The organism is Streptomyces sp. NPDC101118 (genome assembly GCF_044759445.1).
Lineage (GTDB): Bacteria > Actinomycetota > Actinomycetes > Streptomycetales > Streptomycetaceae > Streptomyces.
This window is the reverse complement of the sequence record NZ_JBIVZG010000018.1, coordinates 16397-36885: the sequence shown is the minus strand read 5'-3', so window position 1 is coordinate 36885 and position 20489 is coordinate 16397. Positions and strand designations below refer to the sequence as shown.

The window sequence follows — 20489 nt, the reverse complement described above, 5'->3', positions numbered from 1 at the left end:
CCGGACCCCGCGCCCCGGCCACCGGCCGGCCGCCTCAGAAGACGTAAGAGTCCCCCGTGTCCAGCGCCAGGACCACGTGCTCGTTGTTCTTGAGGTCGGAGTCGACCGCGCCTCCGTTCCACCAGGTGTCGATCCGCACCACCGCCTCCGCCGGACGCTCCTTCAGCACCAGCGCCACCTCGATCTGCCGGCCCTTGCCGCTCACCGGCAGCGCACCCGTCTCGCACACCAGCACCCGGTCGCCGGCCCGCGCGCACCCCGCCGCGAGCTGCTGCGCGTCCGCCAGCGGCACCGACAGCCGCAGCCGCACGGTCGCGTTGACCAGCCCCGCCGGCCCGCGGTTCTCCGGCAGCAGCGAGACCGCCAGCAGCCCCGCCGCCAGGGACACCTGCCCGTGGTACGCGACGTCCGCCTCCGCCGGCGCGGCGGCCACCGGCACCGCCCGGGCCGGACCGGCCACCGCCCCGAGCACCATCACCGCGGCCGCGACCCGCGCTCCGCCCACTGCCACCATTCGCCCTGTGCGCATGCACCGCACGGTAGGAAAGCGGAAGATCGGCTCATCGGATCACCACCCGATCGTGGTCGCGCCGCTCCCCCATCCAGGCGCGCCTATGCTGGCCCCGACCGGCAGGAAATCGACCACCTGCGCGATCCGCCCGCACCACCCCTGGAACGAGGAGCGTCCATGAGCACCCGCACGGCCGTCATCACCGGAGCCAGCAGCGGAATCGGCGCCGCCACCGCCCGGCAGCTCGCCGCCGCCGGGTACCACGTGGTCCTCACCGCCCGCCGCGCCGACCGCATCGAGGCCCTCGCCAAGGAGCTCACCGCCGCCGGCCACCAGGCCACCGGGCACGCCCTCGACGTCACCGACCGTGCCGCCGTGGACGCCTTCGCCGCCTCCCTCCAGCGCTGCGACGTGCTGGTCAACAACGCGGGCGGAGCGCTCGGCGCCGACCCCGTCGCCACCGGCGACCCGGCCGACTGGCGCACGATGTACGAGGTCAACGTCATCGGCACCCTCCACGTGACCCAGGCCCTGCTGCCCGCCCTCGTCGCGAGCGGCGACGGCACGGTCGTGGTCCTCTCCTCCACCGCAGGCCACGCCACCTACGAGGGCGGCGCCGGCTACGTCGCGGCCAAGAACGGCGCCCGCGTCCTCGCCGAAACGCTCCGCCTGGAGATCGTCGGCCAGCCGGTCCGCGTCATCGAGATCGCCCCCGGCATGGTCAAGACCGACGAGTTCGCGACCACCCGCTTCCGCGGCGACACCGAGAAGGCCGCCAAGGTCTACGCGGGAGTGGCGGAGCCGCTCACGGCCGACGACGTCGCCGACACGATCACCTGGGCCGTCACCCGCCCCTCCCACGTCAACATCGACCTCCTGGTGGTCCGCCCCCGCGCCCAGGCCTCGAACACCAAGGTCCACCGGGAGCTGTAGGCAGACCCGCCGGGATCAGGGCACCAGCCCGGCGTCCTTCAACGCCGGCATGAGGGCCGCGGGCTTCAGCCCCGCGGCCCTCGCCGCGTCCAGGGCCCGCTGCAGGTCCGCCCCCAGCGTCGGCGTGAAGTGCAGCAGCACGATGTCCCCGGCCTTCAGCGCGGGCACCGGCGGCGGCACGTCGCCCCAGGTCGTGAAGTCGTGCGTCCACGTCACCAGGGCCTTCACGCCGCAGGCCTTCGCGGCCAGCCGCACGTTGTCGTCGTACGCCCCGTACGGCGGCCGCAGCAGCTTCGGCTCCCGCCCGAACACCGCCTCCAGCTGCTCCCCGGCCCCGCACACCTCGGCGTCCTTGCCGGCCGCGTCGAGCGTGGTCAGGTCCGGGTGGTTCACGGTGTGGTTCTCCACCTTCACCCGCCCCTGCCCGACGAGCCCGGTGAAGTACGCGGTGTCGTACGACGTCGCCCCCGGCAGCAGGAACAGCGAGGCCGGCACCCGCTTCTCGACCAGTGTCCGCGCCACCGCCGGATCGTGGTACCAGCCGTCGTCGACGGTGATGAACACGACCTTCTCGGCCGTGGGCACCCTGCTCACCACCGGCGGCAGCCCGGTCCCCGCCACCGCGGACCCGCCCACCCCCACGGCCATCACACCGGCCGCCAACAACCCCACCAGAGCACGAGTTCTCCACATGCCGCACACCCTGGTCTAGACCAACCATCCCGGTCAACCCCTGGGCGAGGAAAGGCAGTTACCCGCTCCGGAACGACACGGGGCCCGCACCGCTCAGCGCGGCACGGGCCCCGTGGGTCCGCTTCGTTCAGCCCTTGACGCAGATGACCTGCTTCAGTTTGGCCACGACCTCGACCAGATCGGTCTGCTGGTCGATAACCTGGTCGATCGACTTGTAGGCGCCCGGGATCTCGTCCACGACGCCCGAGTCCTTGCGGCACTCCACGCCCCTGGTCTGCTCCTCCAGGTCCCGCGTCGAGAACCGCTTCTTCGCCGCGTTGCGGCTCATCTTGCGGCCGGCCCCGTGGGACGCGGAGTTGAAGGACTTCTCGTTGCCGAGGCCCCGGACGATGTACGAGCCCGTGCCCATCGAGCCCGGGATGATCCCGTAGTCGCCGCTGCCGGCACGGATCGCGCCCTTGCGGGTGACCAGCAGGTCCATCCCGTCGTACCGCTCCTCCGCCACGTAGTTGTGGTGGCAGCTGATCTCCTGCTCGAAGGAGACCTTCGCCTTCCGGAACTCCCGGCGGACGACCTCCTTGAACAGGCTCATCATGATCGCGCGGTTGTACTTCGCGTACTCCTGCGCCCAGAACAGGTCGCTCCGGTACGCGTCCATCTGCGGGGTCTGCGCGATGAACACCGCGAGGTCGCGGTCGACCAGGTTCTGGTTGTGCGGCAGCGAGCGCGCGACGCCGATGTGGTGGTCCGCCAGCTCCTTGCCGATGTTCCGGGAGCCGGAGTGGAGCATCAGCCAGACCGCTCCCGTCTCGTCGAGACAGAATTCGATGAAGTGATTTCCGGATCCGAGCGTTCCGATCTGCTTCGTGGCACGCTCCTGACGGAACTTGACCGCGTCCGCGACGTAGTCGAAGCGCTTCCACAGGTCGTCGAACCCGGCCGCCGGGAACCCGTACAGCCGGTCCGGGTCCACCGGGTCGCGGTGCATGCCCGCGCCCACCGGGATGGCCTGCTCGATCTTCGAGCGGAGGCGGGAGAGGTCCCCGGGGAGGTCGTTGGCGGTCAGCGAGGTCTTGACCGCCGACATGCCGCAGCCGATGTCCACGCCGACCGCCGCCGGGCAGACGGCGTCCTTCATCGCGATCACCGAGCCGACGGTCGCGCCCTTGCCGAAGTGCACGTCCGGCATCACGGCCAGGCCCTTGATCCACGGCAGGGTCGCGGTGTTCTGGAGCTGACGCATCGCGACGTCCTCGACCGTCGCCGGATCCGTCCACATGCGGATGGGGACCTTCGCCCCCGGAACCTCTACATACGACATAACGTCTTCATTCCCCCGGAATGCTTCATAAGTCTGGAAAACGCAAAAGCCTCGCTCTTGGGGCCGAATGAGACATCGGACCGGCGTCGGCAGCGGTGCGTGCGATAGACATTGTGTCCGCCTGCCGCCATCGCGCGGCAACCGTTTTTACTGCCGAAGGGAGCCCCCGACGTGCGACGCCACGTGCGACGACGGACGGCCCTCGCCCCCGTCGTGGCGGTGCTGACCGCGCTCGCCGCGGGCTGCAGCGCCGGCTCAGGGACCGACGGGTCGGGTACGGACCCCAAGCCGGGCGAGTCGAACGTGGCCGCCGAACCGGGGAGGTACCGCAGCCTCCCGGAGCCCTGCTCCTCCGTCGACGGACGGCGGCTGAAGGCGATGCTGCCGGCCGCCGCCTCCCTCACGACGGAGCAGCGCGAGCAGCTCTACGCGGGCCGGGCCGACGTCTCGTACGACGGCGACCGGCGCATCGGCTGCCGCTGGAAGGCCGCGTCCGGCGACGCGACCCGGCTGCTCTTCGTCGGGTACGAGCGGGTGGTCTCGTACGACCCCGCCACCAGCGACGACGACAAGGCGCGGCAGGTGTACGACCGCCTGCTCGCCGCGGCCCACCTGCCCGTGCCGGCCGCGACGGCGAGCGGCAGCCCGTCCGCCGGGACGCCGTCGGGCACGCCGTCCCCCGGGGCCCCCTCGGCGGGCGCACCGTCCGCCGGCGCGACGGCCGGCTCCGGCGCCCCGTCCGCGGGCGCATCCGGCGGCCCCACGGCCTCCGGAAGCCCCGCGGCGTCCGGCGGCACGCCCTCCGGTACGCCGTCCGGCAGTCCGGCGCTCGGCTCCCGCGCCCTGGACGACCTCGGGGAGGACGCGTTCCTGGAGGACCGGCTCACGCCGGCCGGGCCGACCTCGCAGACCCGCACGGTCCACCTGGTGTTCCGGTCGTCCAATGTGATCGTCACCGTGGACTACACGGTGCAGCCGGCGGCCCCGTCGGCCACCCCGGATGCCGAGGAAACCCAGGACAGCGCAAGGGAGTTGGCGGCCGGACTGGCTGACGCGCTGAGCGAGTGACCGGACCGGCGTGACGCCACGCACAGCAGGCCGCCACCCGATCGGGCTACCGTTGCCGGGTCCCGCAAGCCATTGAGTGAAGGAACCATGCACCGATCAGCCTCGCGCTTCACCCGCGTTCTCGCCTGCGCTGCCGTCCCGGTGGTCCTCGCCGTCTCCGGCTGCTCCTCGGACTCCGGCTCCGGTTCCGGTTCGGACGGTGACGGCGGCAAGCAGTCCGGCGCGTCCTCGGCCTCGTCGCCGAGCGGCAAGCCCACGCCGACCCTGGAGAAGGCGGCCTTCGCCAAGCTTCCCGAGCCGTGCAAGGCGATCGTGCAGAAGACGGTCGACACGCTCGTGCCGGAGGCCAAGGACAAGGACGGCACGTCGGCCAAGTCGAACGACCTGACCAGCCGCGCCACCTGCTCCTGGAACGGTCTCGACGAGAACGGCCTGAAGGGCTCGGAGTACCGCTGGCTGGCGATCTCCATGGCGCGCTACGACTCGCACGAGACCCTCGGCAGCGGCAACAAGCGGGCCGCCGAGCAGTACGCCAAGCAGGTCGAGGCGGCGAAGACCGCCGAGGGCGCGACGGGCGTGAAGGCCGAGGCCGCCGCCGGCATCGGCGACGAGGCGACCACGATCACCTCCTCGGCGAAGAAGCAGGTGGACTTCTTCAACCAGACGGTCGTGGCCCGCACGGAGAACGTCGTGATCACGCTCGACTACAACGGCGCGTCCTACGAGGGCATGAAGGCACCGGACCCGGCCAAGCTCCTCCAGGGCGCGGTCGCCGCGGCCAAGGAGGCCGCCGCGTCCGTGGCGGCCGCCAACAAGTAGCACCGACCGAGCAGCACGACGGAACGGCGGGACGGGGCCGGACGGGCCCCGTCCGGTTCCATGCAGTTCCGGGCCGGTTACGGGCAGTCCCGAGCCGGCCCCAAGTGGTCCCCGAGAGGCGCCCGGACGGCGCGCATGTGCCAGGCTGTGCGCGCCAGGCTCGACAAGGGAGGGGTCGCGGGTGGCCGCGATGCAGCTGACTCGTACGCACCGGATACTCATCGGCGTCGTGATCGCCGGCGCCGTGGTCATCGCGGGTATCGGTTTCGCGGGGTCGTATTCCGCCGTGCGCGCGCTCGCGCTGAAGAAGGGGTTCGGGGACTTCTCGCTGGTCTTCCCGATAGGCATCGACGCGGGCATCTGCGTGCTGCTGGCCCTGGACCTGCTGCTGACCTGGATCCGGATCCCGTTCCCGCTGCTGCGGCAGACGGCGTGGCTGCTGACCGCGGCCACCATCGCGTTCAACGGCGCGGCCGCCTGGCCGGACCCGCTGGGCGTGGGCATGCACGCGGTCATCCCGGTGCTGTTCGTCGTGACGGTCGAGGCGGCCCGCCACGCGGTGGGCCGGATCGCCGACATCACGGCCGACCGGCACATGGAGGGCGTCCGGATCACCCGCTGGCTGCTGTCGCCGCTGCCGACGTTCAAGCTGTGGCGCCGGATGAAGCTGTGGGAGCTGCGCTCGTACGAGCAGGCGGTCGGCATGGAGCAGGACCGGCTGATCTACCAGGCGCGGCTGCAGGCGCGGTACGGGCGGGCCTGGCGGCGGAAGGCTCCGGTGGAGGCGCTGATGCCGCTGCGGCTGGCGCGCATCGGCGTGCCGCTGGCGCAGACCGCGCCGGAGGGTCTGGCGGCCGCGGGCATCGACCCGGTGCTGCTGCCCCCGGCGCCGCAGCCTGCGCTGGCCGCGGCCGCGTCGCCGGTGCTGGCGCAGGCCGTGGCGGCACCGCCGGAGGCCGCGGAGCTGCCCTCGGGCGGGGCGGGTGCCGGGGTTCCGGTACGGGCGGCCGCCGGGCCGGAGGGTGTGGCGCAGGGCGTACGGGTGCCGGGTGACGGGCCCCAGGGGCTGCCGCATCCGGAGCCGGTGGCCCAGGAGCCCGCTGTGCAGGGTGCCGGCGCGGGCCGGATTCCGGGCGCGGCGCAGGTTCCGGGCGCGGGGCAGGTTCCGGGTGCGGGGCAGGTTCCGGGTGCGGGGCAGGTTCCGGGTGCCGTGCAGGCCGCAGGTGGCCCGCAGGTGCCGGGAGCCGCGCAGGGCGCCCGCCCGGTGCAGGGGCAGCAGGCTCCGCAGGGCCCGCAGCAGCCCGTCCAGGCCGCCGACGCGGGCGCGGGTGCCTTCCCGTACCCCCAGCAGGGCGCGGACGCCCGGCAGGCCGTCCAGGGGCAGCTCCCGGGGATCCCGCAGCAGGGCCTCCCCCAGCAGCCGTACCCGGGCCAGGGCATGGCGCCTGGCATGGCGCCGGGCATGACCCCGTACGCCCCGACCGCCGAGCCGTTCGTGCCGCTGGACCCGACGCAGATGCCGGCCGCGCACAACAGCTCGTGGTTCGCGGCCCCGGTCGCCCCGCAGGCGACGTACGAGGGCGCATACAACCCACAGTTCGTGGACGGCCTGGCGCCCCACCCGGTCGCGCCCCCGGCGGGCCCGGACCCGGCGGCCGACCAGCAGCAGGCCGAGCTCCCGATCCCGGCCCCGCGTGCGGAGGACACCGCGGCGGGGGCCCAGGCCGGCCCGGCCGCCGAGGGTCCGCAGGCCGCCCCGCAGGATCCGGCCGAGCCGGCCGGGCAGCCCGAGCAGCCCGGCGACGCGGAGTTCAAGGAGCTGGCGTACAAGGCGTTCCGCGCCTTCGTCGACGAGCACAACAACTTCCCGTCGCCCGAGGCCCTCGACATACACCTCGCGGACATCCACGGCGTCACGCACCCGCGGAGCCTGCCGCTGATCCGGCGCATGCAGCCGTACCTGAAGCAGCGCTACCAGACCGAGCTGGAGAACGAGCACATCGCGTAGCCCGCGCACGCACCCGGGCACACGGAAGGGCCGGTCCCCCGCACCAGCGGGGAACCGGCCCTTCCGCGTTGCGCGGGCCGTACGCGGCGGCTACGCGGCCAGCAGCTTGCGCACCCGGTCCGCCCCGACGGCGAGCAGCAGGGTGGGCAGGCGCGGGCCGGTCTCGCGGGTCACGAGCAGGCGGTACAGCAGGGCGAAGAACTGCCGCTGGGCGACCTTCAGCTCCGGCGTCGGCTTCGCCTCGGGGTCGAGGCCGGCCATCACCTTCGGCACGCCGTAGACCAGCGTGGTCAGCCCGTCGAGCGACCAGTGGCTGTCCAGGCCCTCCAGCAGCAGCTCCAGGGAGCGGCGGCCCTCGTCGTCGAGGGAGCCGAGCAGCTCGGCGTCCGCCTCGTCGCGCACGAGGGTGCGCTGGTCGGCCGGGACCTGGGTGGTGATCCAGTTCTCCGCGCGGTCCAGGCGCGGCCGCACCTCGTCGAGCGAGGCCAGCGGCTTCTCCGGCTCCAGGTCGGAGAGGATGCGCAGGGTCTGCTCGTCGTGGCCCGCGGTGATGTCGACGACGGACGCGAGGGTCCGGTACGGCATCGGGCGCGGGGTGCGCGGCAGCTCGTGGGAGGCGACGCGGACGGCGCGGGAGTGGGCGGCGGCGTCGGCGGGCAGGACGGTGCCGTCGGCGACCTTGCCCTCCAGCTTGTCCCACTCGTCGTACAGCCGCTGGATCTCCTGGTCGAAGGCGATCTTGAAGGACTGGTTGGGCTTGCGGCGGGCGTACAGCCAGCGGAGCAGCTGCGGCTCCATGATCTTCAGGGCGTCGGCCGGGGTGGGGACGCCGCCCTTCGAGGAGGACATCTTGGCCATGCCGCTGATGCCGACGAACGCGTACATCGGGCCGATCGGCTGCTCGCCGCCGAAGATGTGCACGATCTGGCCGCCGACCTGGAACGACGAGCCGGGCGAGGAGTGGTCGACGCCGGAGGGCTCGAAGATGACGCCCTCGAAGGCCCAGCGCATGGGCCAGTCGACCTTCCAGACCAGCTTGCCGCGGTTGAACTCGGACAGCTTGACCGTCTCGGTGAACTGGTCCTCGGTGCAGACGTAGGTCAGCTCGGTGCTGTCGTCGTCGTAGGACAGGACCTTGGTGAAGTCCTTGTTGCACTCGCCGCAGTAGGGCTTGTACGGGAAGTACTCCGAGCCCTCGGTGCTGCCGTCGTCCTCGCCCGCGGCGCCGGAGCCCTCGGCGGCCTCCAGCTCGGCCTCGTCGACCGGCTTCTGGGACTTCTTGGCGGCCTTGGGCTTGGTGCGGTACTGGGCGAGCACGGCGTCGATGTCGCCGCGGTGCTTCATCGCGAACAGCACCTGCTCGCGGTAGACGCCGGTGGTGTACTGCTCGGTCTGGCTGATCGGGTCGTACTCGACGCCCAGTTCGGCCAGCGACTCGACCATGGCGGCCTTGAAGTGCTCGGCCCAGTTCGGGTACTCGGAGCCCTCGGGCGCCGGCACGGCGGTCAGCGGGCGGCCGATGTGCTGCCCGTGGGACTCCTCGGAGACACCGGGGATGCCCTTGGGGACCTTGCGGTAGCGGTCGTAGTCGTCCCACGAGAGGACGTGGCGGACCTCGTACCCGCGGCGGCGGACCTCGTCCGCGACCAGGTGCGGGGTCATGACCTCGCGGAGGTTGCCGAGGTGGATCGGGCCGGAGGGTGACAGACCGGACGCGACGACGACAGGTTTGCCCGGCGCACGCCGCTCCGCCTCGGCGATGACCTCGTCCGCGAAACGGGAGACCCAGTCGGTCTCGGTGCTGCTTGGGGCGCTCTGAGCCACGACACGTCCTTCTATCTGGCTATCTGGTTCTGGAACTGGCTGGGAACATTCTCCCAGACGGAAGCGCGCGGCCCGGGGTTGCTTTTCATCCCGGGAGGTGGGTCGCGGCCGCGTGGGATACTCGTGTCGCTGGGCGTATACGTACGCACCACGCGCAGTCCCGTACTCACTGACAGGAACGGCAGCCCATGGCCTCGGTCCCTTCCCTCGCTTCGAACGTCAACCAGCGCGTCGCGGACGCACTCGTCTCCGCCCTGCCGGAGGCCGGTGCCGCCGACCCGCTGCTGCGACGAAGCGACCGGGCCGACTTCCAGGCCAACGGCATCCTGGCGCTCGCGAAGAAGGCGAAGGCCAACCCGCGCGAGCTGGCGGCCACGGTCGTCGAGGGCCTGGACAAGGGCGACGTGCTGGCCGAGGTCGAGGTCTCGGGCCCCGGCTTCCTCAACATCACGGTCTCCGACAAGGCGATCATCGACACGCTGGCGGCGCGGTACGCCGACGCGCGGCTCGGCGTGCCGCTGAACCCGGACGCCGGCACCACGGTGATCGACTACGCGCAGCCGAACGTGGCCAAGGAGATGCACGTCGGCCACCTGCGGTCCGCGGTGATCGGTGCCGCGATGGTCGAGATCCTGGAGTTCACCGGTGAGACGGTGGTCAGGCGGCACCACATCGGCGACTGGGGCACCCAGTTCGGCATGCTCATCCAGTACCTGATCGAGCACCCGCACGAGCTGGACCACAAGGCCGCCGAGTCGGACGCGGAGACGTCCGGCGAGGAGGCCATGTCGAACCTCAACCGCCTGTACAAGGCCTCGCGGGCGCTGTTTGACGCGGACGAGGAGTTCAAGACCCGGGCGCGGGCCCGGGTGGTGGACCTCCAGGCGGGCGACGAGCAGACCCTCGCGCTGTGGCAGCGGTTCGTGGACGAGTCGAAGATCTACTTCTACTCGGTCTTCAACAAGCTGGACATGGACATCCAGGACGAGGACATCGTCGGCGAGTCCGGCTACAACGACATGCTGGTGGAGACCTGCCGGCTGCTGGAGGAGTCGGGCGTCGCGGTCCGCTCGAACGGCGCGCTGTGCGTGTTCTTCGACGAGTACAAGGGCCCGGACGGCAACCCGACCCCGCTGATCGTCCAGAAGTCGGACGGCGGCTTCGGCTACGCGGCCACCGACCTGTCGGCGATCCGCGACCGGGTGACGAACCTGAAGGCGAACAGCCTGGTGTACGTCGTGGACGCCCGCCAGTCGCTGCACTTCAAGATGGTCTTCGAAACCGCCCGCCGGGCCGGCTGGCTGAACGAGGACGTGCACGCCTACCAGCTGGCGTTCGGCACGGTCCTGGGCAAGGACGGCAAGCCGTTCAAGACCCGTGAGGGCGAGACGGTACGGCTGGTGGACCTGCTGGACGAGGCGGTGGACCGGGCCTCGGCCGTGGTCCGGGAGAAGGCCCAGGACCTCACCGAGGAAGAGATCGCCGAGCGGGGCGCGCAGGTCGGCATCGGCGCGGTGAAGTACGCGGACCTGTCCACGTCGGCCGCCCGCGACTACAAGTTCGACCTGGACCAGATGGTCTCGCTGAACGGCGACACGTCCGTCTACCTCCAGTACGCGTACGCCCGTATCCAGTCGATCCTGCGCAAGGCGGGCGACCACAAGCCGGTCGCCCACCCGGAGCTGGCGCTGGCGCCGACGGAGCGCGCCCTCGGACTGCACCTGGACGGCTTCGGCGAGCTGCTCGCCGAGGCGGCAGCCGAGTACGCGCCGCACAAGGTGGCCGCGTACCTCTACCAGCTGGCTTCGCTGTACACGTCGTTCTACGCGGAGTGCCCGGTCCTCAAGGCCGACACCCAGGAGCAGGTCGAGAACCGCCTCTTCCTGTGCGACCTCACCGCCCGCACCCTCCACCAGGGCATGGCCCTCCTGGGCATCCGCACCCCCGAGCGCCTCTGACGCTCCACGTCCCGCGCGTGACGACCCCCGGCGCTCCGGCACCGGGGGTCGTCGCGTTCCCCGGCCCCGGAGCGGGCACGGCCTCTATCGTGGGATGCGTCGTCGAGGAGGAACCGGAAATGACCACCGCCACCCCGGCCCCCGGGCCGGTGCCCCCGATGCCGGAGTACACGCCGAAGGCACTGCGCGCCGCCATAGCGGCCCACGCGCCGGCGCTCCTGGCCGACTTCGACTCCTCGTGGCGCGTGCAGATCGCCGACGCCTACGACATCGGCCCCGTCCCGGCCTTCATGGCGCGCTGGTGGGGCGAGTACGCCCTCGCCCGGGACCCCGCGCTCGACCGGCACGTCGCCGACCTCGAAGCGCGCGCGGCCGAGGCCACCGATGCCGAAGCGGCCCGGAAGCTCCTGGAGGACGCATCCCGCATCCGCCACGAACTGCGCACCCTGGAGCCCGGCGAGTGAGCGAGGAGTTCACCGGGCCGCCGTGGGCCGTGGACTACACGCAGGAAGCCGAGAAGTACCGCATCAGCCTGTCCGAGGACGTACGGGAATCACTCCGTGAAGCGGTCTTCGAGCTGCTCACGGCCCGCCACCCCTACCGGGCGGAGCACGTGGAGCCGGCGAGGTCGACGGCTCCGCGCGGGCCGCACGTGGCCTACTTCGACAGCAACCGCGGCTGGCTGCTGTTCACGTTCCTGCCCCGGGTGGCGGAGCCGCAGATCGTGGTCGAGGAGATCTTCTGGCAGTGAGCCGCGCGGTATGACGGGGACCACGGGGAACGTTCTTCCCGGCGGCAGGGGACCACCCGAACGGGTCGGTTCCGGGCGGTTTGGGTGGGTAGGGGTGGGCGCGTCCTGTTCCCGCTCTTCCTGGAGGCACCCGTGGCCGTCATGTCCGGCCCGTACCGGCCCGGCACACCCTGCTGGACCGACCTGATGGTTCCCGACCAGCAGGCCGCCCTCGACTTCTACCGCGACCTGTTCGGCTGGCAGGGCGAGGTCGGGCCGCCGGAGACCGGCGGCTACTCGGTCTGCCACCTCAAGGGCGCGCCGGTCGCCGGGATCATGAAGGCGATGAACCCGGACGGCACGGTGCCCGACCCGGCACCGCCGGCCGCCTGGACCACGTACCTCGCCACCCCCGACGCGGCCGCCACGGTGGCCGCGAGCAAGGGGGCGGGCGGGTCGGTGCTCGTGGACGCGATGGACGTCATGGACCTCGGGCGGATGGCCGTGCTGGCCGACCCGACCGGCGCGGTGTTCGGTATCTGGCAGCCGAAGGAGTTCCCCGGCGCGGGGATCGTGAACGAGGACGGCGCGGTGGTCTGGTCCGAGCTGGCGACCACCGACCCCGCGGCGGCCGCCGGCTACTACCGGGCGATCCTGCCCGTGGACACGGCCCCGTCCCAGATCCCCGGCGGCGAGGGATACACCGAGCTGCGGGTCAACGACCGCTCGGTGGGCGGGATCATGAGCCTGGACCAGCACCCGGAGGGCACCCCGCCGCACTGGCTGACGTACTTCCACGTGGACGACACGGACTCCGTGCAGGACGCGGCGGTCCGGGCGGGCGGCACCGTCCTGGCGCCGGCCTTCGACATGCCGGTGGGCCGGATGGCGGTGCTCGCGGACCCGCAGGGCGCGGTGTTCGCGGTGATCAGGACGAAGGAGGCGCCGCAGCAGCCCGACCCGGCCTGACCGGTCCCGCCCCGGCCCCCGCCCCCCGTCCCGGCCCCGTCAGGCGGCCGGGGCGGCCAGGGTCTCCGACTGCCCCGACCGCCGCAGCGCGTCCGCGACGAAGCCCGACGCCTTCAGCTCCTCCAAGAAGGCCCGCAGCCAGGCCACCGTCTCGGGCCGCCGGTCCACGGTCGTCCCGACGGCCTGCCTGATCTGCATGAACGCCTCGTCCAGCAGCCGCACTTCGGGGTGCGCGGCCGCGTACGCGGTCATCGGCTGCCGGATGCCTGCCCCGGCCTCCAGCCCCTGCTCCCGGAACACGTCCACGCCCTCGGCACCGCGTACGACGGACGCGTGCTCCAGGGCCCGGGACAGGTACAGGTCGTACGCCGAGCCCTCCTTGACGCCGATCCGCACCCCGTCGGAGTCCACCTCGGCGGCCGTGGTCAGGGCGGAGCCGGCCGGGACCGCGTACACACCCTCGATCAGCACGTACGGGGCGGTGAACGCCACCTCCGCCTCCCGCGCCGGGTCGACGGCGAGGAAGCAGAGGTCGGCCCGCCCCTCGGCCATCGCCGCGAAGGACTTGCGGGCCGCGTCGAAGCAGAGCAGCTCCAGCGGCAGCCCGAGCCGGGCGGCCAGCTCGCGCGCGATGTCCACGGTGATCCCGGCGGGCTCCTCGGGCGTGCCCTGTGCGAGGACCGGGTTCCCGAGGTTGACCGAGGCCCGCAGCACGCCCTTGGGCGCGAGGTCCTCGATCACGGCAGCAGTCAGATTCCCCATGACCCGGAGTCTAGGACGCGGCCCGGGAGCGGTCCCGGACACCGCCGGCGGTGGCATCGGCGCCCTCGGCGCTGCACTTCCGCCACGGGGTCACGACGAGCCGTCCCGGAGGAAATTCACGGTCCGCGCGACGATCGCTGCGGCACAATCCCAGGATGATCGGCAACCGGACCACCCACCGCACGGCAGACGGCGTCCGCATACCCGGAACCTGGCGGCACGCCTTCATCCGCAACGGCGGCCAGTACTTCCTCACCGACCTCTTCGTCTACGCGGACGGGCTCATCGACTGCTGGGGCCTGGTCACCGTCGGGGAGTTCGAGGAGAAGCTGCGCACCGGCTGGGTGGCCACCAGCTTCCCGGAGGGCGCCGAGGCGTCCGCCCACGAGCTGGCGGACTGGAAGTTCAGCGAGCCGGAGAGCTGGCTCACGCCCGAGCTGCTGCTCGCCGAAGTCCGCGACACCATCGACCAGCTGAACGGGCGGCCCGACTCGACCGACCGCTGCCTGGCCGCCGTCGACGCCTTCCTCGCCGACCGGACCGAGGAGAAGCGGGCCGTGGCCCGTGCCGCGTTCCTGGCCGTCCCGGAGTCCCAGCGGCGCTTCGCACTGGGCGACATGGACAGCAAGGACTGGCCGCTGCGCGTCCTGGTGGCGGGGCCCGGTGGCCGGACCTACCTCTCGTACGACGGAACGGTCACCCAGCAGAACTACGACAGGGCCCTCGCGTACTTCGAGGAGCGGGCCCGCTGGAGGGCCAAGAGGGCGAGCGAGGTCCCCGCGGACGGACCGGCGACGCCGCACGCACCGGCCGTCCAGCTGTACCACTCGTATCCCGGCAAACCGGTGGCCGATCCCGGAAAGCTCGGCCTGCGGCACGACTACCCCGCCCCGATCGCGGTCGCGGACACCGGCTACCCGTCCGTCGCCCACGCCTACTGGGCCCTGTCGGTCGCCGAGCCCGGGGCGCGGCACACGGTCGCGGCGGCGGAGAACGCCGCCGCGGCGCGCACGCTCGCGGCAGGGGTGCCCCGCCGCGAGGACTGGGAGCACGTCCGGACCGCCGTCATGACGCACCTGCTGCGCGCCAAGTACGACCAGCACCCCGAGCTGGCCGAGGTCCTGCTGGCAACGGACGACGCCACCGTGATCTACGACGACGTGAACTCGGAGTTCTGGGGCGACAACGGCGGCCGGGGCCGCAACTGGTCGGGGCGCGTCCTCGAACTCGTGCGCTCCGAACTGCGGATGCGGCGAGCGGGGATCACCGGGGTGTGATCGGGCCGGGTCCGGCGCCCCGGAAGGAACCCCGACAGGCCGCGCGAACCTCCGCAAGTCCGCGTTTCCGGACGTATCCGCACCCGGCCGAATTCCTCCTGCCGCGGCGCCGGTTCCGCTGCGAGTCTTCCGGCGTCCATCCGGATCACACCGCACGGGAGTCCGCATGAACCGAACCCGCCTCAGACTGGCGGTCCTCGCCGCCTCCGCCGTCCTCGCCCTGGCCCCGGCCGGGCTGGGGGCCGCCACCGCCCACGCGGCCGGTGCGCCGGCCCGTACGGCCGCCACGGCGACCGTCAACGGCACCGAGACGATCATCCAGGGCAACAGCGGGCTGACCCGCGGCCAGTCCTGGTCCTCGCCCGACGGGAACACGTCCCTGGTCCAGCAGACCGACGGCCACGTGGTCCTGTACCACCACGGCACCGCGATCTGGACGGCCCGCGGCACGTACGGCATCGGCACCTACTTCTACATGCAGGGCGACGGGAACCTCGTCGCGTACGACGCCGCCTGGCGCCCGCTGTGGAACAGCGGCACCGCGGGCCGACCGGGCGCGTACCTGGCCGTCTCGAACGAGGGCAACCTCATCGTCTACTCGTCCGCCAACACCCCGCTGTGGTGGTCCAACTTCCGTCCCGGCGGCCCGGTCGACCCGCCGGACGACTGCTACCCCAAGCCGGGCCGCCTCTGCCCGTAGCGGCTGCCGCGGCTGCCGCCCCTGCGCGTCGAACTCGCACCACACGGTCTTCCCCGGCGACCTCGGCACCGCGCCCCAGCGGTCCGAGGTCGCCGCCACGAGGACGAGCCCCATCCCGGCCCCGACCCGCGTCCGGGACAGCCCGGGCCCGCTGTCGTGCACCTCCAGCCGGACACCGCCGTCGTACCCGAGCAGCCGTACGCGGTACCCGCGGCCGGGAGGCACGCCGTGCCGCAGGGCGTTGGTGGCCAGCTCGCTAACGCAGAGCAACACGTCGTGCCGACGCCAGGCGACGCCCCAGGCGTCGAGCGTCTGGGCAGTGAAGTGCCGTGCGGCGTGCACCGTTTGACGGCACTTCGGGAACAGGCGTTCCCGCATCAAGGCGGGTCGAGTCTCCGTATTCACGGGACGATCGTCGCGGTGCGTGACTACCGTGGAACAGGGACCCGACCCGTACAAAACCGTTGTACGGGTCGGCGACGTGCTTGTACGGGTCGGGCCGGGGAGTACACGGGCATGGCAGCGAGAAAACCCAGAAGGAACGCGTCGGCACACGAGATGATCGGCGCGATGGTGGCCAACTTCCGTGTCCCCATGGGGATGACCCAGAAGAAGCTCGCCGAACTCGCCGGCATCCACGAGGAAACGATCGCGTCGATCGAGCAGGGGCGGCGGCCACTGCAGCCGGACGTGGCCACCCGGCTCGACACGATCCTCAACACGAAGGGCACGCTCAGCGTCGCTGTCCGGCACCTGCCCGACTTCGACCAGGCGCCGCGCGGAGCGGAGGCCTATTTCGAGTACGAACGGGAAGCGCTGACGATCTGCTGGTACGAGGCCCATATCGTGCCCGGCCTCCTGCAAACCGAGGCGTACGCGCTGTCCCTGTTCCGCGGCCGCGTACCAACGTTCCCCGAGAAGGTGATCGAGAGGCACATGGAGACCCGGATGGGACGCCAGGAGATCCTGCGCCGCGATCAGCCCCCGTCACTCACCTTCGTGCTCTGGGAACCGATCCTGCTGAACCCGCTGGGCGGCCCGGACGTCCACGCCGAGCAGGTCCGACACCTGCGCGCCTGCGCCGATCTGCCCTTCCTCACCCTGCAAGTAATGCCCCTGAGCAGCACCGGCCATCCGGGGGTGAACGGTGCGTTCCTCACCCTCGAAACACCGGAGCACCAGCTACTCGCGTACGCGGAGTCCCAGCACGGCAGTTCGCTCATCATGGACCCCGAGGAGGTCAGCGTCCTCTCGCAGCGGTATGGGATGCTGCGCACGCAGGCCCTCAACGTCGGGGAAACGCGGGACCTGTTGGACCGCAGGCTAGGGGAGCTAGAACCATGAGCACCACAGACGCCCGCCCGTGGCGGAAGTCCAGCTACAGCGGAGGGGACGGCAACGCCTGCGTCGAGGTCGCCGCGTGCCCCACGGCCATCCACGTGCGGGACTCCAAGATCACCGGCGGCCCCGAGCTGCGGCTCGCGCCCCACGCCTGGGCGGCACTGACCGGCTGGGTCACCCGCTAGAGCCGCCGGCACCCCGCAGGGGACCGGCAGGGAACCGGGACTGGGCCGTTCGGACGCGCTCCGCGCGACGCTCCGCGCACCCGGCGTGATGGTGAGTAGCGAACCATCGGCCGCGTGTGGAGGTCCCATGCATCCCTTCCGCTCCCGGGGCCTGAGACGGCTCGCCGTCCTCGCCCTGGCCCCTTTCCTCGCCCTGTCCACGACGACCGCCTCGGCGCAGGGCGTGTGGGTGTCCGTCCCCCCGATGCCCACCCCCCGGTACCTCGTGGCCGGCGCCGCGGCGAAGTGCCCCACCGGGTACGCGGGCACCTGTGTGTACGCGGTCTCCGGGGACGAGGCGAACAAGGTCCTGGAGGCGTACAGCCCCAGCGCCAACACGTGGATGACGCTGCCGTCCATGCCGACCCCCCGCTCCGCCGTGGCCGCCACCACCGCTCCCTGCCCGAGCGGGCTCAGCGGCGACTGCGTCTACACCGCGGGCGGCTCCCGCGTACAGGCGCCCGGCCCCTCCGGGGTGGTGGAGGCGTACAGCGCGGCCACCAACACCTGGATCACCCTCCCCAGCCTCCAGACGCCCCGCCACAGCGCGGCCGCGGCCACCGGCCCCTGCCCCGAGGGCCTGGGGCTGAAGGGCTCCTGCGTCTACGTCTTCGGAGGTGAGGGCAACGGCGGCTTCCTCTCCTCGGTGGAGGCCTTCAGCCCGCAGACCGGCGTGTGGGTCACCCTCACCCCGCTCCAGACCGCCCGCGCCTCCCACGCCGGCACCGCGGCCCCGTGTCCCAGCAAGCACAAGCACCACGGCACCTGCATCTACGCCCTCGGCGGCGTGAACGCCTCGGGCGACCTGAAGTCGGTCGAGGTCTTCAACCCGGCCGCCAACAACTGGTCGTACGCACCGGACATGCCCACGGCGCGGCAGCAGCTCGCCGCCGCCTCCGCCCCCTGCCCGGACGGCATGAAGAACACCTGCGTCTACGCCATGGGCGGCGGCACCGCCGCCGGCACCCCGCTGAGCACCTTCGAGGCGTACAGTCCGGCCACCAACGCCTGGGCGACCCTGCCGTCGCTGCCCGTCGCGCACCGCGGCCTCGCCGGGGCCACCGCGCCGTGCCCGAAGAACACGAAGAGCCCGTGCGTGTACGCGTACGGCGGCTCGACCGAGGTCAAGCCCAACCGCACCTCCGACACCGTGGCCTTCGCCATCGAATGGCAGAGCAACGGCACCGGCGGGAACGGCAACGGCAAGCACGACAACAACGGCAACGGATCCGGCGGCAACGGCGGCCACCACGACGAGGACGCGGCCACCGTCGCCGTCCTGCCCCCGGTCACCGAACCCCCGGCGGACGCCCGCCCCTGACCAGCACTCCCACGGTACGAGAACGGCCCGGGCGCACGCGCCCGGGCCGTCCCGGTTTCCCTCACCCACCAGGGGAGCGACCGACGATCAGCGATTGATCGGGTACGAGTGCTTGCCCGTCATCTCGTCGATCTCCCCATGGGCCTTCTCCAGCAGCTGCGACGCCAGGTCCATCAGCGCCCGCGCGCCCGCGATCTCCTCCCCGACCCTCAGCTGCTCCGGGTCGGAGGGGTGGCGCAGGGAGTACCCGCGCGCCTTCAACTCCGTACCGTCGGAGAGTCTGAGGAGGCAGGCCGCGCTGGTGCGGTGGCCCTCGTCCTCGAACTCCGTCTCGACGTGCCATCCGATGTGCTGGTGCTCCGACATGACGGACTCGCCTCCACCCTTGTCCGTCTCCACCGCGGTCCGACGCGCGTCAGCGGGTGATCGGGTAGGAGGTCCGGCCCGATGCCTCGTCGATCTCGTCGTGCGCCTTGGTGAGCAGTTGTTCCTTCAGGTCGTTGAGGGCACGGGCCGCCGCGACTTCCTCTCCCACCCTGGGCTGGTTGCCGTCACTGGGGTGGCGGCTCGCGTAGCCGTGCGAGCGCAGCTCGCTCCCGTCCGGCAGGCGGACGAGGGCAGCCGCGCGGGTGCGTTTGCTGTCCTCCTGGAACTCCAGGTCGACGTGCCATCCGACAGCGTCCTTCATGGCGATCACCTCCGGGGCCGCTGTTACCAGCGTGCACCCGTGCGGCCGCCCTCGCACGCTCCGGGCGGCCCGCCCGTGCCCGGGGCTACCGGTTGCGCAGCCAGCCCGCCACTTCGGTGGCCCAGTAGGTGAGGATCGTGTCGGCGCCGGCTCGCTTGATGCCGGTCAGGGTCTCCAGGATGGCCCGGTCGCGCTCGACCCAGCCCTTCTCGGCGGCGGCCTCGATCATCGCGTACTCACCGCTGATCTGGTACGCGGAGACGGGGACGTCCACGGCCTCGGCGACGCGGTACAGGATGTCGAGGTAGGGGCCGGCGGGCTTGACCATGACCATGTCGGCGCCCTCTTCGAGGTCGAGCGCCAGCTCGCGCAGCGACTCGCGGGCGTTCGCCGGGTCCTGCTGGTACGTCTTGCGGTCGCCCTGGAGCGAGGAGGCGACGGCCTCGCGGAAGGGGCCGTAGAAGGCGGAGCTGTACTTCGCCGTGTAGGCCAGGATCGAGACGTCCTCGTGGCCGGTCTCGTCCAGCGCGTCGCGGATGACGCCCACCTGGCCGTCCATCATGCCGCTCGGGCCCACGACGTGGACGCCCGCGTCGGCCTGGACCTGCGCCATCTCGGCGTACCGCTCCAGGGTGGCGTCGTTGTCGACCCGGCCGTCCGCGTCCAGCACGCCGCAGTGGCCGTGGTCGGTGTACTCGTCGAGGCAGAGGTCGGACATGATCACCAGGTCGTCGCCGACCTCGGCCTTCACGTCGCGGATGGCGACCTGGAGGATGCCGTCGGGCTCGGTGCCGGCCGTCCCGAGCGCGTCCTTGTTCTCGTCCGCCGGAACGCCGAAGAGCATGATCCCGGCGACGCCCGCCTCGACCGCCTCGACGGCGGCCTTCCGCAGCGTGTCACGGCTGTGCTGGACCACGCCCGGCATCGCGGAGATGGCGATGGGCTCGCTGACGCCCTCGCGCACGAAGGCGGGGAGGATCAGGTCGGCCGGGTGGAGCCGGGTCTCGGCCACCATCCTGCGCATGGCGGGGGTGGTGCGCAGGCGGCGGGGCCGCGAGCCGGGGAAGGATCCGTACACGCTCATGTTCGCCTCTGGGTGGGTATGGAGCAGGTCGCCCCCAGCGTAGGCGCCACCCCCGGGGAACGTTCCCCTACCCACAGATCAAGCCCCTCCGGCGTTTGAGGAGCGGGGGTACGGGGGCGGAGCCCCCGACGGGTCCGGGCGAAGCCCGGGGAACGGAGGAAGGGCGGGTAGGGGACCAGCCCCGCAGGGCAACGACCCGCACCCGCACACGGCCCGCACCGCACCCGGCACGGGACCCGCACCCGGCACGGGACCGGG

22 protein-coding genes and 1 pseudogene are annotated in these 20489 nt (G+C 72.1%); 14 read left to right on the top strand and 9 right to left on the bottom strand.

Translation table 11 applies throughout. From position 1 onward, the window contains the following. Positions 1-34 precede the first annotated feature (34 nt). A complete protein-coding gene (locus ACIQUQ_RS25875) occupies positions 35-529 on the bottom strand; it encodes a hypothetical protein (protein WP_403980183.1) in 495 nt (164 codons plus the stop codon). Between the two features lie 159 nt (positions 530-688). On the opposite strand from ACIQUQ_RS25875, the gene ACIQUQ_RS25870 reads away from it, so the two are divergent. Further along, entirely contained in the window at positions 689-1444 is a 756-nt protein-coding gene (locus ACIQUQ_RS25870) for an SDR family NAD(P)-dependent oxidoreductase (RefSeq protein WP_403980180.1), read from the top strand. A 15-nt stretch (positions 1445-1459) separates the two neighbouring features. Here ACIQUQ_RS25870 and ACIQUQ_RS25865 read toward each other — a convergent pair whose 3' ends face one another. Continuing rightward, positions 1460-2029, bottom strand: coding sequence for a polysaccharide deacetylase family protein (locus ACIQUQ_RS25865; protein WP_403980177.1), 570 nt, complete (start codon positions 2027-2029; stop codon positions 1460-1462). On the opposite strand from ACIQUQ_RS25865, the gene ACIQUQ_RS25860 reads away from it, so the two are divergent. After that, a complete protein-coding gene (locus ACIQUQ_RS25860) occupies positions 2022-2156 on the top strand; it encodes a hypothetical protein (RefSeq protein ID WP_403980175.1) in 135 nt (44 codons plus the stop codon). The genes ACIQUQ_RS25865 and ACIQUQ_RS25860 overlap by 8 nt on opposite strands. 108 nt (positions 2157-2264) lie before the next feature. On the opposite strand, the gene ACIQUQ_RS25855 is transcribed toward ACIQUQ_RS25860, so the two are convergent. Beyond that, positions 2265-3458, bottom strand: a complete 1194-nt coding sequence (locus ACIQUQ_RS25855; protein ID WP_403980173.1) for an RtcB family protein — start codon at positions 3456-3458, stop codon at positions 2265-2267. Between the two features lie 171 nt (positions 3459-3629). On the opposite strand from ACIQUQ_RS25855, the gene ACIQUQ_RS25850 reads away from it, so the two are divergent. The 3 genes from ACIQUQ_RS25850 to ACIQUQ_RS25840 all read left to right on the top strand — a co-directional run bounded on the left by ACIQUQ_RS25850 (position 3630) and on the right by ACIQUQ_RS25840 (position 7353). Then, positions 3630-4526, top strand: a complete 897-nt coding sequence (locus ACIQUQ_RS25850) for a DUF3558 domain-containing protein (RefSeq protein ID WP_403980170.1) — start codon at positions 3630-3632, stop codon at positions 4524-4526. An 87-nt stretch (positions 4527-4613) separates the two neighbouring features. Next, the gene (locus ACIQUQ_RS25845; RefSeq protein WP_403980167.1) at positions 4614-5345 is read left to right on the top strand and encodes a DUF3558 domain-containing protein; all 732 of its coding nucleotides are present in this window, start codon (positions 4614-4616) and stop codon (positions 5343-5345) included. A 181-nt stretch (positions 5346-5526) separates the two neighbouring features. After that, complete coding sequence (locus ACIQUQ_RS25840) at positions 5527-7353, top strand: DUF2637 domain-containing protein (protein ID WP_403980165.1); 1827 nt, start codon at positions 5527-5529, stop codon at positions 7351-7353. A gap of 90 nt (positions 7354-7443) precedes the next feature. Here ACIQUQ_RS25840 and lysS read toward each other — a convergent pair whose 3' ends face one another. After that, positions 7444-9177: a lysine--tRNA ligase gene (gene lysS, locus ACIQUQ_RS25835; RefSeq protein WP_403980163.1), complete on the bottom strand. Its 1734-nt coding sequence runs from the start codon at positions 9175-9177 to the stop codon at positions 7444-7446. 188 nt (positions 9178-9365) lie between these two features. Between lysS and argS the strand changes: the two genes are divergently transcribed. The 4 genes from argS (at position 9366) to ACIQUQ_RS25815 (ending at position 12834) form a co-directional block, all read left to right on the top strand. After that, complete coding sequence (argS, locus tag ACIQUQ_RS25830) at positions 9366-11135, top strand: arginine--tRNA ligase (RefSeq protein WP_403980160.1); 1770 nt, start codon at positions 9366-9368, stop codon at positions 11133-11135. Between the two features lie 119 nt (positions 11136-11254). Next, on the top strand, positions 11255-11599 hold the full coding sequence (locus tag ACIQUQ_RS25825; RefSeq protein ID WP_403980157.1) for a DUF6247 family protein: 345 nt from the start codon (positions 11255-11257) through the stop codon (positions 11597-11599). Continuing rightward, positions 11596-11886 (top strand): hypothetical protein, encoded by a 291-nt coding sequence (locus ACIQUQ_RS25820; RefSeq protein WP_403980155.1) that lies wholly within the window; start codon positions 11596-11598, stop codon positions 11884-11886. The genes ACIQUQ_RS25825 and ACIQUQ_RS25820 overlap by 4 nt, the downstream gene beginning before the upstream one ends. Positions 11887-12027: 141 nt before the next feature. Then, positions 12028-12834 (top strand): VOC family protein, encoded by an 807-nt coding sequence (locus ACIQUQ_RS25815; protein ID WP_403980488.1) that lies wholly within the window; start codon positions 12028-12030, stop codon positions 12832-12834. Between the two features lie 39 nt (positions 12835-12873). Here the strand turns inward: ACIQUQ_RS25815 and ACIQUQ_RS25810 are convergent, their stop codons facing one another. Then, the gene (locus ACIQUQ_RS25810; RefSeq protein WP_403980152.1) at positions 12874-13596 is read right to left on the bottom strand and encodes a transporter substrate-binding domain-containing protein; all 723 of its coding nucleotides are present in this window, start codon (positions 13594-13596) and stop codon (positions 12874-12876) included. 155 nt (positions 13597-13751) lie between these two features. Here ACIQUQ_RS25810 and ACIQUQ_RS25805 point away from each other — a divergent pair, with 155 nt between their 5' ends. Both ACIQUQ_RS25805 and ACIQUQ_RS25800 read left to right on the top strand, forming a co-directional pair. Continuing rightward, entirely contained in the window at positions 13752-14873 is a 1122-nt protein-coding gene (locus ACIQUQ_RS25805) for an NADAR domain-containing protein (protein WP_403980150.1), read from the top strand. Positions 14874-15039: 166 nt separating this feature from the next. Beyond that, positions 15040-15573 (top strand): hypothetical protein, encoded by a 534-nt coding sequence (locus ACIQUQ_RS25800; RefSeq protein ID WP_403980505.1) that lies wholly within the window; start codon positions 15040-15042, stop codon positions 15571-15573. Positions 15574-15609: 36 nt separating this feature from the next. Here the strand turns inward: ACIQUQ_RS25800 and ACIQUQ_RS25795 are convergent. After that, a pseudogene (locus tag ACIQUQ_RS25795) lies at positions 15610-15951 on the bottom strand (ATP-binding protein); the annotation flags it as partial. A gap of 192 nt (positions 15952-16143) precedes the next feature. Here ACIQUQ_RS25795 and ACIQUQ_RS25790 point away from each other — a divergent pair. The 3 genes from ACIQUQ_RS25790 (at position 16144) to ACIQUQ_RS25780 (ending at position 18459) form a co-directional block, all read left to right on the top strand. Then, on the top strand, positions 16144-16917 hold the full coding sequence (locus tag ACIQUQ_RS25790) for a Scr1 family TA system antitoxin-like transcriptional regulator (RefSeq protein ID WP_403980147.1): 774 nt from the start codon (positions 16144-16146) through the stop codon (positions 16915-16917). Next, the gene (locus ACIQUQ_RS25785) at positions 16914-17099 is read left to right on the top strand and encodes a DUF397 domain-containing protein (protein ID WP_403980144.1); all 186 of its coding nucleotides are present in this window, start codon (positions 16914-16916) and stop codon (positions 17097-17099) included. Before ACIQUQ_RS25790 ends, ACIQUQ_RS25785 begins: the two co-directional genes overlap by 4 nt. A gap of 127 nt (positions 17100-17226) precedes the next feature. Beyond that, positions 17227-18459: a Kelch repeat-containing protein gene (locus ACIQUQ_RS25780; RefSeq protein ID WP_403980142.1), complete on the top strand. Its 1233-nt coding sequence runs from the start codon at positions 17227-17229 to the stop codon at positions 18457-18459. A gap of 87 nt (positions 18460-18546) precedes the next feature. Here ACIQUQ_RS25780 and ACIQUQ_RS25775 read toward each other — a convergent pair whose 3' ends face one another. From ACIQUQ_RS25775 to hemB, 3 genes are all read right to left on the bottom strand, one after another. Further along, positions 18547-18825 carry a DUF1876 domain-containing protein gene (locus tag ACIQUQ_RS25775; RefSeq protein WP_403980139.1) on the bottom strand — a complete coding sequence of 93 codons (279 nt, stop codon included), beginning with the start codon at positions 18823-18825 and terminating at the stop codon, positions 18547-18549. A 49-nt stretch (positions 18826-18874) separates the two neighbouring features. Further along, entirely contained in the window at positions 18875-19147 is a 273-nt protein-coding gene (locus ACIQUQ_RS25770; RefSeq protein ID WP_399945629.1) for a DUF1876 domain-containing protein, read from the bottom strand. A gap of 85 nt (positions 19148-19232) precedes the next feature. Then, positions 19233-20231, bottom strand: coding sequence for a porphobilinogen synthase (gene hemB, locus ACIQUQ_RS25765; protein WP_403980137.1), 999 nt, complete (start codon positions 20229-20231; stop codon positions 19233-19235). Positions 20232-20489: the final 258 nt, after the last annotated feature.